This is a genomic window from Pseudomonas sp. NFX1 (assembly GCF_051123555.1).
Classification (GTDB): domain Bacteria; phylum Pseudomonadota; class Gammaproteobacteria; order Pseudomonadales; family Pseudomonadaceae; genus Aquipseudomonas; species Aquipseudomonas capeferrum.
Map to the genome: position 1 here is coordinate 3,877,047 of NZ_CP169366.1, position 12,272 is coordinate 3,889,318.

12 protein-coding genes are annotated in these 12,272 nt (G+C 64.7%); 4 read left to right on the forward strand and 8 right to left on the reverse strand.

What is annotated here, in order from left to right:
- Positions 1-11: 11 nt before the first annotated feature.
- Entirely contained in the window at positions 12-629 is a 618-nt protein-coding gene (locus DJ563_RS17410; RefSeq protein WP_033701361.1) for a LysE family translocator, read from the reverse strand.
- A 120-nt stretch (positions 630-749) separates the two neighbouring features.
- On the opposite strand from DJ563_RS17410, the gene DJ563_RS17415 reads away from it, so the two are divergent.
- Positions 750-1,667 carry a LysR substrate-binding domain-containing protein gene (locus DJ563_RS17415; RefSeq protein ID WP_434518087.1) on the forward strand — a complete coding sequence of 306 codons (918 nt, stop codon included), beginning with the start codon at positions 750-752 and terminating at the stop codon, positions 1,665-1,667.
- Here the strand turns inward: DJ563_RS17415 and DJ563_RS17420 are convergent.
- From DJ563_RS17420 to DJ563_RS17435, 4 genes are all read right to left on the reverse strand, one after another.
- Positions 1,607-2,191 carry a D-Ala-D-Ala carboxypeptidase family metallohydrolase gene (locus DJ563_RS17420; RefSeq protein WP_434518088.1) on the reverse strand — a complete coding sequence of 195 codons (585 nt, stop codon included), beginning with the start codon at positions 2,189-2,191 and terminating at the stop codon, positions 1,607-1,609. The genes DJ563_RS17415 and DJ563_RS17420 overlap by 61 nt on opposite strands.
- Positions 2,192-2,266: 75 nt before the next feature.
- Positions 2,267-2,905 carry a carbonate dehydratase gene (can, locus tag DJ563_RS17425; RefSeq protein ID WP_033701363.1) on the reverse strand — a complete coding sequence of 213 codons (639 nt, stop codon included), beginning with the start codon at positions 2,903-2,905 and terminating at the stop codon, positions 2,267-2,269.
- 51 nt (positions 2,906-2,956) lie between these two features.
- Positions 2,957-3,412, reverse strand: a complete 456-nt coding sequence (rimI, locus tag DJ563_RS17430; RefSeq protein WP_274099977.1) for a ribosomal protein S18-alanine N-acetyltransferase — start codon at positions 3,410-3,412, stop codon at positions 2,957-2,959.
- Positions 3,409-4,194, reverse strand: a complete 786-nt coding sequence (locus tag DJ563_RS17435; protein WP_274099978.1) for an energy transducer TonB — start codon at positions 4,192-4,194, stop codon at positions 3,409-3,411. Before DJ563_RS17435 ends, rimI begins: the two co-directional genes overlap by 4 nt.
- 236 nt (positions 4,195-4,430) lie before the next feature.
- Here DJ563_RS17435 and mksB point away from each other — a divergent pair, with 236 nt between their 5' ends.
- From mksB to mksF, 3 genes are read left to right on the forward strand one after another with little or no spacing between them, the layout of a single operon-like run.
- Positions 4,431-5,720, forward strand: coding sequence for an Mks condensin complex protein MksB (gene mksB / locus DJ563_RS17440; protein WP_434518089.1), 1,290 nt, complete (start codon positions 4,431-4,433; stop codon positions 5,718-5,720).
- Positions 5,710-6,417 carry an Mks condensin complex protein MksE gene (gene mksE / locus DJ563_RS17445; RefSeq protein WP_033701368.1) on the forward strand — a complete coding sequence of 236 codons (708 nt, stop codon included), beginning with the start codon at positions 5,710-5,712 and terminating at the stop codon, positions 6,415-6,417. Before mksB ends, mksE begins: the two co-directional genes overlap by 11 nt.
- Positions 6,414-9,245 (forward strand): Mks condensin complex protein MksF, encoded by a 2,832-nt coding sequence (gene mksF, locus DJ563_RS17450; RefSeq protein WP_186660311.1) that lies wholly within the window; start codon positions 6,414-6,416, stop codon positions 9,243-9,245. The genes mksE and mksF overlap by 4 nt, the downstream gene beginning before the upstream one ends.
- 127 nt (positions 9,246-9,372) lie before the next feature.
- Here mksF and DJ563_RS17455 read toward each other — a convergent pair whose 3' ends face one another.
- The 3 genes from DJ563_RS17455 to cgtA form a co-directional block, all read right to left on the reverse strand.
- Positions 9,373-9,834 (reverse strand): CreA family protein, encoded by a 462-nt coding sequence (locus DJ563_RS17455; protein ID WP_047582786.1) that lies wholly within the window; start codon positions 9,832-9,834, stop codon positions 9,373-9,375.
- On the reverse strand, positions 9,831-10,949 hold the full coding sequence (gene proB / locus DJ563_RS17460; RefSeq protein WP_434518090.1) for a glutamate 5-kinase: 1,119 nt from the start codon (positions 10,947-10,949) through the stop codon (positions 9,831-9,833). Before proB ends, DJ563_RS17455 begins: the two co-directional genes overlap by 4 nt.
- Positions 10,950-11,034: 85 nt before the next feature.
- Entirely contained in the window at positions 11,035-12,261 is a 1,227-nt protein-coding gene (gene cgtA, locus DJ563_RS17465) for an Obg family GTPase CgtA (protein WP_033701372.1), read from the reverse strand.
- Positions 12,262-12,272: the final 11 nt, after the last annotated feature.

The following is a 12,272-nucleotide window of genomic DNA, read 5'->3' on the forward strand; positions in this document are numbered from 1 at the left end:
CAATCGTCACATCAACGCACACCTGTGACTGCCACCGCCAAGCCCAGGCCGATCAATGCCAGCCCGATCACCCGGTCCACCAGCCGCTGTCGCTCGATCATCGCCTTGCGCAACGCCGTGCTGGAGAAAAACACGGCCACCAGGCTGAACCATAGCCAGTGGGCAAAGGACATGAACGCGCCGTAGGCGAAGTCCAGTGCCAACGGGCTGCCCGGCTGCACCACTTGCGTGTAGGCGCTGATGACGAAGAGCATGGTCTTGGGGTTCAAGGCATTGGTGAGAAAGCCGGTACGCAGCGCGGCCGCAAGGCTGGCGCCAGTGTGCCGGTCGATACCGTCGAGGCTGATGCGCGCGGTATTGGTCAGCGATTTGTAGCCTAGGTAGACCAGGTAACCCGCGCCTACCACCTTCATGCACAGGAACAGCGTCGGGCTCTGGCTGATGATCACCGCAATGCCCAGCACGGTGTACAGCACATGCACCTGCACGCCCAGTGCAATCCCCACCGCAGCCGCCAGCCCGGCCTTGCGGCCCTGTGCATAACTGCTGCGGGTGACCATGGCGAAGTCGGCGCCGGGGCTGATGACAGCGAGGACGGTGAACAGGGCTACGGCGATGAGTTCGGTCATTGGCGGGTCTCGATAGGCGATGAAAATGCACAGACGCGCCGATTATCCTGGGCTTATTAACTGAGAAAAATCGATTTATAGTGGCGGTTATCCGCTCGTTTTTCTCACAGAAAGCACAACATGAAACTGCCGCCCCTCAACGCGTTCCGCTACTTCGACATCGCCGCCGAAACCGAAAGCTTCGTGCGCGCCGCCGAGCGCCTGCATGTCACCCATGGCGCGGTCAGCCGTCAGGTACGCCTGCTCGAAGAAAGCCTCGGCGTCGAACTGTTCGAGCGCCGCAACCGGGCCATTTTCCTCACCGCCGCCGGCCGCGCCCTGCAGGGCACCACCCAGGCCATCTTCGAACAGCTCGAAGGCGCCGTGCAGCGCCTGCAACAGCAGGCCAGCGACAATGTGCTGGTGCTCTCCTGCGAGCCCACCATCGCCATGCGCTGGCTGATCCCGCGCCTGCCCCGCTTCAACGCCGCCCACCCCGACCTGCAACTGCATCTGGTAGCCGCCGGTGGGCCGGTGGACTTCGCGCGCAGCGGCGTCGACCTGGCGCTGCGCCGCGATGACTTCCATTGGGACCGCCAACTCCATCACCGCAAGATCTGCGACGAATGGATCGGCCCAGTGTGCCGCCCCGGCGCCGTCACCGGCCTGGATGGCCAACGCCTGCTGCACAGCCGCACGCGGCCCAGCACCTGGCCCACCTGGCTGCGCCTGAGCACGCAACGGGCCAGGCACACCGAGCGCAGCGACTATGAGCATTTTTACCTGTCGATCCAGGCCGCCAGTGCGGGCCTGGGCCTGGCCATGGGCTCAGCGCTGATGGTGCGAGACGAACTCGACAGCGGCCAACTGCAGGCACCCTTCGGCTTCTTGCGCGACGGCTCTGCCTATCACCTGCTCAGCCCGCAGCCGCTGGACGATGGCGGCAAGCGCCAGCGTTTTGCCGAGTGGGTGATCGATGAATGCGAGGCCTGCCTGGTTCACCTGGGCCTGGCGCAGAACGACGAGCCCGCACTGCCATCGCCACCCCAGGTGCGATAGCCAGCGGTGTCGATGTGGATGCGACCTGACGGATAACGGCCCAGGCCCATGTTCCAGGCCTGGCCGTGTTGTTGCCAGAAACTGCAAAGCGGGTTGGGGTCGGCCCAGGCCGGCAACAGGATATCAACGGCGAATGCGCGGGTATGGGCGCTACCCACGGCACCGCCCGCACATCGGTTGAGGCTGGGGTCGCGGTAGGCCGAGACCACTTCGAACTGGCGCAGGATGCCCTGGTCGTCGAGGGTGTTGAGCAATGACAGCGTCGAGCGCACTGCGGGCCATTGGCTGGCAGGTGGCACGGCGAAGGGGGATGCCCGGCACAGCTTCCAGTCAGAGGCCGAGCGAAGCAGTTGATGGATCGGCACCACCCCGTACAGCCGGGCATCCACCAGCATTTCGCGGAAGGGGCGTGTTTGATGATCGCCGGCCCATTGGGCGAACATCCACAGGTCGCGGTCATCGGCGTGCGCCACACTGACCACCCACATGCCCATCGCCATCAGCAGCCACTTCGCGCCTGTCATCCCCACTCCCCTGCTCAACGAGATCGAACACCCTGTTTCAAGTTATGTAAGCAGAAACGCAGGGCAACACACCGCCTACTCCAACGCCCGCAACCGATACTGCGGTGGCAGTTGGGCAAAGCCGCTGATGGTGGTGTCCAGGCTCTTCCAACGCCCGTCCTTGATGCCATAGATGCAACCATGCACCGACAGCTCCTGCCCGCGATGCCAGGCGTTCTGCACGATGCTGGTGTGGGCCACGTTGGCGACCTGCTGGATGACGTTCAGCTCGCACAGGCGATCGACCTGCGCCTCTTCGGTTTCCAGCTTGGCCAGTTCGCCGCGCTTTTCGTAGTACAGGTCGCGGATCGAACGCAGCCAGCCGTCGATCAGGCCGAGCTGGCGGTCCTGCATGGCAGCGCGCACGCCGCCGCAACCGTAGTGGCCGGTGACCAGGATGTGTTTGACCTTGAGCACTTCGACGGCGTACTGGATCACCGACAGGCAGTTCAGGTCGGTGTGCAGCACCACGTTGGCGACATTGCGGTGGACGAACAGGTCGCCAGGCAGCATGCCGACGATTTCATTGGCCGGCACGCGGGCGTCGGAGCAACCGATCCAGAGGAACTCGGGGGTTTGCTGACGGGCCAGTTTGGCAAAGAAATCGGGGTCACGCTGGGTGATGGCATCGGCCCAGCGTGCATTGTTGTCGATCAGTTCCTGCAGGTCGTGCATGGTCTTGCCTCATCAGGTTGTACCTGTGTGACAAGGCCTGCACCCGAGGGGTCACTCCTCGAACAGGGTGCAGGCCATCACCAGGGCATCTTCACGGCCGCCGGCCATCGGGTAGTAGTCACGGCGGCGACCGATTTCGTTGAACCCGAAGCGCTCGTACAACCGATAGGCCGACTGGTTGCTGGCGCGCACTTCCAGGAAGCATTCGCGGCCGTTGAGCTGGTAGGCCCGCGCCATCAGGTGCTCAAGCAGACGCAGGCCCAGGCCGAACCCTTGGTTCTCGGGCTTGACGGTGATGTTGAGCAGGTGCGCCTCGTCGATGATCACATTGATCACGCCATGGCCGACCTGCTGCTGGCCGTCGAACATCAGCCACACTTCGTAGGACTTGAGCGCATCCTGAAAGATTCCGCGGGTCCAGGGATGGCTGAACGCGGCATATTCGATCTTAAGCACGGCATCCAGATCCGCCTCGGTCATCGGGCGGAAACTGATCGAGTCACTCATTCAACGCTCTTCCAGCGCGCCATCAGCTGGCGCATGGCTTGCCAGACGTCCGCCTTGCGTTGCGGCTCGTCCATCAACAGTTCAAGGCCCGGCAAGGCCCAGGCATCGCCCAGGCCCTCAAGCTTCAGTGTTTGGTAGTAGGTGTGCGCGTCGGTATTGCCGGCAAAGCGCAGCGCGGGCAGGCCGATCAGCCACAAGCAGGTGCAGGGTGCCTCTTCCAGGCGCGCCTGGATGAACCCCTGGACGAAATCGCGTGCAGCGTCCGGGCCTTGGTCCATGTTGCCGCGCACCAGCAGCGGCCAGCGCACCGGCTCACCGATGATCTGCGGGGCGTCGGGCAGGCCGGCGGCGCGCAGCATGTCCTTGAGCAGCAGGTAGGACGGGTCGCGGCTCTGGAACGGCTGGCCGGTGGCCAGTTCCACCAGCAGCAGGCAGTTGCCGGCGCGCAACAGTTGCAACGAGAAGCGCGGTGGCGGCACCGGCACCGGGCGCGGTGCGGGGGCTGGCTCTTCGGCTTCGACGGGCTTGGCGGCAGGCTTGGGGGTGCTGCCTGGGCGCGGAATCTCGATTTTCGGGCGTTCGCCGCTGCGCGCCTGGGGGGCGGCAGCGGCTTCGTTGGCGGCGGGCGCTGGTTTGACGTCGAAGTCGAGGTCTTCGACCGGGGCCACCGGCAACAACAGTTCGGGGCGCGACGGTGCGGCGAACGGCAGTTCGGCGCGCGGCAGCCAGTGCACCACTTGCATGGCGGAAAGGTAGGCGCGGCGACGGGGTTCGGTCAGCACGAGGCGGGTATCCGGGGGGTTATATCAATCGGGCATTGTAACGCGTACGGTGGGGTTTTTGCAGCGCCCGGGAGACCGAGCGCCGCGCGGGCGGCGCTCGATCTTCCAATCGCCAAAGCCCTCCCGCCATACACACAAATAAACAAAGGCCATTTCTCATTACAGACCAAGGGGTGAAATCCTCCCCCCCGTATGCAGTACAATCGCCCCCTTTTTCTTGGCAACGAGTCGAAGCCATGATCGAACCCAAGCGCGTCCTGCGCGCCCTAGCCGAACACTGGGCCCTGATCGAGCCGCTGTGCGAACGTTTCGACCAGGGCACCCTGAGCCTGGTCGAACTGCGTCAGCATGTGGCCCGCCAGCAGGTCGAGAGTACCCCGCAGGACATCACCCAGCTGCTCGACGTGTGGATCCGCCTGGATATCCTGGTGCCGGTGGCCAAGAGCCCGAACCGCTTCGAGCTCAACGCCCAGATCCACGACTTCCTCGCCTACCTGCGCCGCGAACACCGCTTGGGCCTGTGCCTGGAGATCGAAGCCTACCTGCGCCACCTGGAACGCCTTGCCGGGCACATCCAGGATGCCTTCGACAACCGCGATAGCGACGACCTGGCGCGCCAGTTGCGCCTGCTCGACATGCGCGTGCGCGATGTGCTGAAGAAGCTCGACAACGACGAGCAGGCGCTGGTGGCCGTGGCCGAGCGGGCCAAGACCAGCAACCGCCAGATCCCGCTGCGCCAGCGCTACGCTGAAGTCCTCGCAACCTGGGACGAGTACGTCGAGCCGATGATCCAGCTGGTCAACGCCGACGGCGCCTTCGAACAAGGCGTGCGCAAGGTCGAAACCGTGCTGCTGCGCCTGCTGGGCGAGCAGGCGCGCCTGGGCCACCTGGTCGACGACGACATGCTGCTGCGCACCCACGCGCGCATCCTGGAAATGCAGACCAGCGCCCAGCTGACCCTGCGCCACGCCCGTGAACTGCTGCTGCCACTGCGCGAAGAAGCGCGCCGGCACAACGCCGTGACCCGTGGCGCCGCCCTGGCGCTGTCGGTGATCCGCCGCAAGGGCATCGATGCCGTGCCGCAAGCGGCCATGCCGATGTTCACCCGGCCGCAGAGCACCTTCCTCGGCAGCGCCAGCCAGGTCGAGGCCTACGTCTACGCTTTGGCCCGTTTCGAGCCCAAGCCTGCGCGCTTCCCCAAGGCGCACAAGACCGACAAAGACCCGTTGCCGCGCGCGCCACGCACGGTCAAGGAAATGCTCGAACGCTGCGAGCAGGCCCTGCCGCTGCCCGACCTGATGGTCTGGCTGCTGGAGCAGGAGCCCGACGGCGCCACCGACGAACTGCTGTACTGGTTCTCGCGCCTGTCGCGCGAGAAGCGCTTCCAGCGCGAGCGCCTCGAACGCCGCGACTACACCACCCACGAACACCTGGTCAGCCTGCGCTCGTTCGCCCTGACGTCCAGCCGTAAAGACGTCGCCACAACGACTGCCGAATCCAACGCGAGCCCAGCCAATGCATCTTGATCTTTCCGAACTGTCCCAGCTCGCACCGATCTTCCGCGAGCTGTTCAAAGGTTTCCACGTCAGCCGCCGTGACCCCGAGCTGTACGCTCAGCTGTCGAACTTCCAGGACCAGTACCGCACACTGTTCAAGGCCCTGGGCTTCGAACTGGTGTGCGACACCCGTGGTTTCTATTACTTCGTGCCCGAGCTTGCCGCCGCGCAGGTCAACAAGACCGCCCAGCGCCTGTCGCTGTTCACCTTCATCCTGGTCGAGCACCTGGCCGACCAGGGCCGCGACCCAATGGCCGTGCTCGACGGCGGCAGCATCGGCCGCGACGAGCTGCCATCGCTGCTGGAAAAGTACCGCGACCTGTTCCTGCAGGCCGAAGTGCAAACCGTCGAAGAGCTGGAAGAAAAAATCCTGCGGCGCATGACCCAGCTCGGCTTCGCCTTCGAGGAAGGCGGTATCTACCGCTTCCTGCCGCCGATGCACCGCTTCCTCGACGTCTGCCTCTCGGTGCAGCAGGACCGCGACCTGGCCGCCACCCTGCACAGCGACCTGCCTTTGCCGACCCCGGTACTGGCCGAGGAAGAAAGCCCGGAGCAACTCAACCGCACCGACGACCCGCTCGACCTGTCGCCATTCGAAGGCGACGAGAGCGAAGAGGACGCCCTGGCCCGGGCCATCCGCGAAGAGCAACAGGAGATTGACGCATGAGCCAGGAACGCTACGGCATCCGCCGCTTCGCTTTGCTCAACACCGCCGGCTACAGCCTTGGCCTGTTCCCGCTGGAGCACCCGCTGTCGGTGTACGGCGCCAACAACCTGGGTAAATCGGCCTCGATCAACGCCCTGCAGTTCCCGATCCTGGCGCGTATGTCCGACATGAGCTTCGGCAAGTACAGCCTGGAGCAGTCGCGTCGCTTCTACTTCGCCAGCGACACCTCGTACATCCTCTGCGAACTGAACCTGCCCCACGGCCCGCACGTGATCGGCGTGGTCGGCCGCGGCCCGGGCGGCGGTTTCGGCCACCAGTTCTTCGCCTACAAGGGCGAACTGGACCTGGCCCATTACCAGAAGAACGACACCTGTCTGCGTCAGAAAGAGCTGTTCACCAACCTCGAGCGCCTGGGCCTGAAGGCCTACGAGCTCAAGCCCGACGAGCTGCGTCGGCTGCTGGTCGGTGGCCACACCTCGGTGCCGCTGGACCTGACCATGATCCCGCTGCGCTCGACCAGCGAGCAAAGCCTGAAAACCTTCCGCGCGCTGTTCATCAACCTGCTGCACATGCGCGAGATCACCGCAGCCAAGCTCAAGCAGCTGTTCCTCGACGCCTTCGAGCACAGCCTGCGCTCGGGCAGCGTCGACTACATCGCGGCCTGCGAAGAAGCCTTCCGCGACGTGCGCCGCATGGAGCAGGACTACAACGCCCTGGTCGCCGCCGGCCCGCTGGTCGAAGCCCTCGCCGGTGGCGTTGCCCAGCGCGATATTCTGCGCGGCAAGCTGCACCGCCTCTCGCCCCTGCTCGACAACCTGCTGGGCACGTGGCAGGAATATGCCATGGCGCGCAAGGAAGAGCTGGTCATCCAGTCCGAGCACTACCGTGGCGAACAGGACCGGCTGCAGAACGACCAACGCGGAGGCACCCAAGAGCTGATGCGCCTGGAGCGCGAGATCACCGGCATCCAGCGCTGGCTCGGCGAGCTGTCGGTGCTCAAGCGCCGCTTCGCCCTGGTCGATGACGTCAAGGTCCTGGAGCAGCAGTTGCTGGCCGCCAAGGATGCCCACGACGAACTGGCCGGCGCCCTGGCCCAGTCGCGGCAGTTCTCTGCCGAAGACCTGGACGAGCGCGTACGCGACCTGGAAAAACGCGTCAAGCAGGTCAAGCAGCAGCTCGACCACGCCGACAACAACAGCTATGCCCGCCTGCGCGAAGAGTTCTCGCAGCAGGACGTCGACCGCCTGATGCGCCTGTTCAACGGCGCGCTGTTCAGCTTGCCGCTGGGCGAGCGCGGCATCGAACTGGACGACAGCGACCTGTGGGTGAAGTCGCTGGAAGCGGTGCTCGATGGCTTCAAAGGCGAGCGCTTCGAGGCACCAGGCCTTTCCATCGATATCTCGCACATCGACCCACCGGCCCTGCAGGCGCTGGCCGACCGCGCCGCCCTGCGCGACCAGAAGGACCGCCTGGAGCGCGAGCTCAAGCAGCTCAAGACCCAGCAGGCCGTGGCCGCCGACCGCTCCGCCTCCAAGGCGCAGACCGAAACCCTGTACCAGGCCGTACTGGATGCGCAGAAGGCGCTGGAAGACTTCCGTCGCAGCGAAACGCTGGCGGCCGAAGAGCCCGAGAAACTGGAGCACCTGTCACAACTGGAAGCGGCCCAGGACGAGCTCAAACGCTCCAGCGATGCCTTCACCGAGCGCGTCCAGCAACTGTCGGCCAAGCTGCAACTGGTCGGCCGCCAGCTCGGCGACCTGGAGTCCAAGCAGCGCACCCTGGAAGACGCCCTGCGCCGCCGCCAGCTGCTGCCGGCCGACCTGCCTTACGGCACGCCGTTCATGGAAGCGGTCGACGACTCGATGGACAACCTGCTGCCGATGCTCAACGACTACCAGGACAGCTGGCAGGGCTTGCAGCGGGTGGACAACCAGATCGAGGCGCTGTACGCCCAGGTGCGCCTCAAGGGCGTGGCCAAGTTCGACAGCGAAGACGACATGGAGCGCCGCCTGCAACTGCTGGTCAACGCCTACGCGCACCGCACCGATGAGGCCCTGACCCTGGCCAAGGCGCGCCGCGCCGCAGTCACCGACATCGCCCGGACCCTGCGCAACATCCGTAGCGACTACGACAGCCTCGAGCACCAACTGGCGCTGTTCAACCGCGAGATCAACAAGCGCCAGGTGTCCAACCTGCAGAGCTTCCGCGTGGTGCTGGCACCGAACAAGGAAGCGCTCAAGCACATCGACCAGATCATCCACAGCGCCGGCCAGTACGAGGAAGGCGAAACCCTGTCGGTGTTCGACCTGACGCAGAACTCCGACCAGGACCACAAGAACGAAGAGGCCAAGGAGTACCTGGCACGGCTGGTGGCGGCCAACCACAACCAGCTGGGCCTCAAGGACCTGTTCGAACTGGCCTTCGAGATCACCAAGGTCAATGGCCAGCCGGTGATCCACGCCGACATCGACGGCGCCGCGTCCAACGGCACCACCATGACCATCAAGGCGCTGACCAACATGTACTTGTTGCTGCACCTGATGGACCGTGACCTGGCCGGGCGCATTCGCCTGCCGTACTACCTGGACGAAGCAGCGGATATCGACGAGCGCAACCAGGCGGCACTGCTGGAGACCAGCTTGCAGCTGGGCTTCGTACCGATTCTGGCGAGTGTGAAGCCACAGGTATCGGCGCACGTGGCGATCGACCTGGAAGGTGGCAGCGGGCCGAACGGCATCTACATCGACGAGGCGGACTGGAAGTTCATCAGCCGGCTGGATGAGGTGAGGAAGGTTGTGCGTGAGGATCAGGCCGAAGAGTTGGCCTGAAGAATCTGGGGCCGCTTTGCGGCCCTATCGCGACACAAGGCCGCTCCTACAGGGGTATGCGTTTCCCTGTAGGAGCGGCCTTGTGTCGCGAAAGGAGGCCGAAGGCCTCCCAAAATCTACCAGGCTATCAATGCGCCCAAGGCAAGATCGGAATCGCCGTCACCGCATTCTGCGGGCTGCCTTCGATCATGCGGTCGCTATACACCAGGTACACCAAGGTATTGCGCTTCTTGTCGAGGAAGCGCACCACCTGCATGGTCTTGAACACCAGCGAGGTGCGTTCCTTGAACACTTCTTCGCCGTCTTTGAGCTCACCCTTGAAGTTGATCGGCCCCACCTGACGGCAGGCAATCGACGCCTCGGCACGGTCCTCAGCCAGGCCCAGGCCGCCCTTCATGCCGCCCGTCTTGGCGCGCGACAGGTAGCACGTCACACCCTCGACCTTGGGGTCGTCAAAAGCCTCGACCACAATACGGTCGTTCGGCCCGAGGAACTTGAACACGGTCGACACCTGGCCAACCTCTTCCGCTGCGGCCAGCATCGGCAGTGCCAATGCCGCCACGGCAATCACCCGCTTGAACCTATTCATACCAGCACCAGGTTGTCGCGGTGCACCAGCTCCGGCTCGGCGCTGTAACCGAGCAGGGTCTCGATGGCATCGGACGACTGGCCGATGATTTTCTGCGCTTCCAGGGCGCTGTAGTTGGCCAGGCCGCGGGCCACTTCAAGGCCGTCCGGGCCGACGCATACCACCATCTCGCCACGCCGGAAACTGCCCTGCACGGTCTTCACGCCAACCGGCAACAGGCTCTTGTTGGCCTGGCGCAGTGCCTGCACGGCGCCGGCGTCGAGCACCAGCGTGCCACGGGTTTGCAGGTGCCCGGCCAGCCACTGCTTGCGCGCAGCGAGCATGCCGCGCTCAGGCGACAGCAAGGTGCCCAGGCGCTCACCGCCCTTGAGGCGATCAAGCACGCGCTCGATGCGGCCACCGATGATGATGGTATGCGCACCGGAACGTGCCGCCAGGCGCGCAGCGCGCAGCTTGGTCTGCATGCCGCCACGGCCCAGCGCGCCACCGGTGCCACCGGCCACGGCGTCGAGCGCCGGGTCGTCGGCACGGGCTTCATAGATCAGCTGGGCTTCGGGGTTGTTGCGCGGGTCGGCGTCGAACATGCCGTCGCGGTCGGTGAGAATCACCAGCAGGTCAGCTTCCACCAGGTTGGCCACCAGCGCGGCCAAGGTGTCGTTGTCGCCGAAGCGGATCTCGTCGGTGACCACGGTGTCGTTTTCGTTGATCACCGGCACCACGCCGAGGTCGACCAATGTGCGCAGGGTGCTGCGCGCGTTCAGGTAACGTTTGCGGTCGGACAGGTCGTCATGGGTCAGGAGGATCTGCGCAGTGTGCTTGCCGTGCTCGCCGAAGCTCGACTCCCAAGCCTGCACCAGGCGCATCTGGCCGATCGAAGCGGCGGCCTGCAGCTCGTTCATCGCGCTCGGTCGCGAGGTCCAGCCCAGCTGGCTCATGCCCGCTGCCACTGCCCCCGAAGAGACCAGCACCAACTCCACGCCTGCCTCACGCAGCGCGACCATCTGCTCGACCCAAACGGCCATTGCGCCGCGATCCAGGCCTTTGCCATCGGCGGTCAACAGCGCACTGCCAATCTTCACGACCCAGCGCTTGGCGCCCGTCACCTTGCTTCGCATCTTCTTCCAACCTATGTCGAATCTGTAGATACAGTGGATACAAAAACGCCGCTCCAGAGAGCGGCGTTTAGTGTACTGCAACCGGTCAGTCGCGCACGTAAATGATTTCCGGGCCGTCTTCGTCGTCCTCGAAATCATCGTCCCAACCGTCATCGTCGCCGATGTCGTGGACGCTCTTGACGCCTGTGCGACGCAGGGTACGGGCGTCGTCCAGGGCCTGCAGCTGGGCGCGGGCTTCGTCTTCGATGCGCTGGTCGAGGTCGGCCAGCTCGGCGGCGAAGACCGGGTCGTTGGCCAGGCGGTCGGCGCGGTCTTCGAGGTAGCGCATCAGGTCGTGGCTGAGCTTGTCGGTGCCCTGCTTGGAGATGGCCGAGATCACATAGACCGGGCCTTCCCACTGCAAGCGCTCGACTACTTCCTTGACCCGCTCGTCGCGCTCGTCGTCCATGACCATGTCAGACTTGTTCAGCACCAGCCAGCGCTCACGCTCGGCCAGCGACGGGCTGAAGCGGGTCAGCTCGTTGACGATCACTTCTGCGGCATCGGCCGGGCTGCTTTCGTCCAGCGGCGCCATGTCGACCAGGTGCAGCAGCACGCGGGTACGCGCCAGGTGCTTGAGGAAGCGGATACCCAGGCCGGCACCGTCGGATGCGCCTTCGATCAGGCCGGGGATGTCGGCAATGACGAAGCTCTTCCAGCGGTCGACGCTGACCACGCCCAGGTTCGGCACCAGGGTGGTGAACGGGTAGTCGGCGACTTTCGGCTTGGCAGCCGACACCGAACGGATGAAGGTGCTCTTGCCAGCGTTTGGCAGGCCGAGCAGGCCGACGTCGGCCAGGACCTTCATTTCCATTTTCAGGTCGCGCTGATCACCTGGCTTGCCCGGGGTGGTCTGACGCGGCGCACGGTTGGTACTCGACTTGAAGCGGGTGTTGCCCAGGCCGTGCCAGCCGCCTTGGGCGACCATCAGCTTCTGGCCAGGGGTGATCAGGTCACCGATCACTTCCTGGGTGGTGGCGTCGATCACCGTGGTGCCGACCGGCACCCGCAGGAACAGGTCTTCACCCTTCTTGCCGGTGCAGTCGGTGCTGCCACCGTTGGCGCCACGCTGGGCCTCATGGTGACGGGTGTAGCGGTAGTCGACCAGGGTGTTGAGGTTTTCGTCGGCAACCATGTACACCGAACCGCCGTCACCACCGTCGCCGCCGTTAGGGCCACCGTTTTCGATGAATTTTTCGCGACGGAAGCTCATGCAACCGTTACCGCCGTCACCGGCTTTGACTCGAATCGATACTTCGTCAACAAACTTCATTAAAACCGCCC

What these genes read in the sequence shown, in the direction of transcription:
- DJ563_RS17410 (WP_033701361.1), bottom strand. Translation starts at nt 629, where the DNA reads ATGACCGAACTCATCGCCGTAGCCCTGTTCACCGTCCTCGCTGTCATC.
- DJ563_RS17415 (WP_434518087.1), top strand. Translation starts at nt 750, where the DNA reads ATGAAACTGCCGCCCCTCAACGCGTTCCGCTACTTCGACATCGCCGCC.
- DJ563_RS17420 (WP_434518088.1), bottom strand. Translation starts at nt 2,191, where the DNA reads ATGACAGGCGCGAAGTGGCTGCTGATGGCGATGGGCATGTGGGTGGTC.
- can (WP_033701363.1), bottom strand. Translation starts at nt 2,905, where the DNA reads ATGCACGACCTGCAGGAACTGATCGACAACAATGCACGCTGGGCCGAT.
- rimI (WP_274099977.1), bottom strand. Translation starts at nt 3,412, where the DNA reads ATGAGTGACTCGATCAGTTTCCGCCCGATGACCGAGGCGGATCTGGAT.
- mksB (WP_434518089.1), top strand. Translation starts at nt 4,431, where the DNA reads ATGATCGAACCCAAGCGCGTCCTGCGCGCCCTAGCCGAACACTGGGCC.
- mksE (WP_033701368.1), top strand. Translation starts at nt 5,710, where the DNA reads ATGCATCTTGATCTTTCCGAACTGTCCCAGCTCGCACCGATCTTCCGC.
- mksF (WP_186660311.1), top strand. Translation starts at nt 6,414, where the DNA reads ATGAGCCAGGAACGCTACGGCATCCGCCGCTTCGCTTTGCTCAACACC.
- DJ563_RS17455 (WP_047582786.1), bottom strand. Translation starts at nt 9,834, where the DNA reads ATGAATAGGTTCAAGCGGGTGATTGCCGTGGCGGCATTGGCACTGCCG.
- proB (WP_434518090.1), bottom strand. Translation starts at nt 10,949, where the DNA reads ATGCGAAGCAAGGTGACGGGCGCCAAGCGCTGGGTCGTGAAGATTGGC.
- cgtA (WP_033701372.1), bottom strand. Translation starts at nt 12,261, where the DNA reads ATGAAGTTTGTTGACGAAGTATCGATTCGAGTCAAAGCCGGTGACGGC.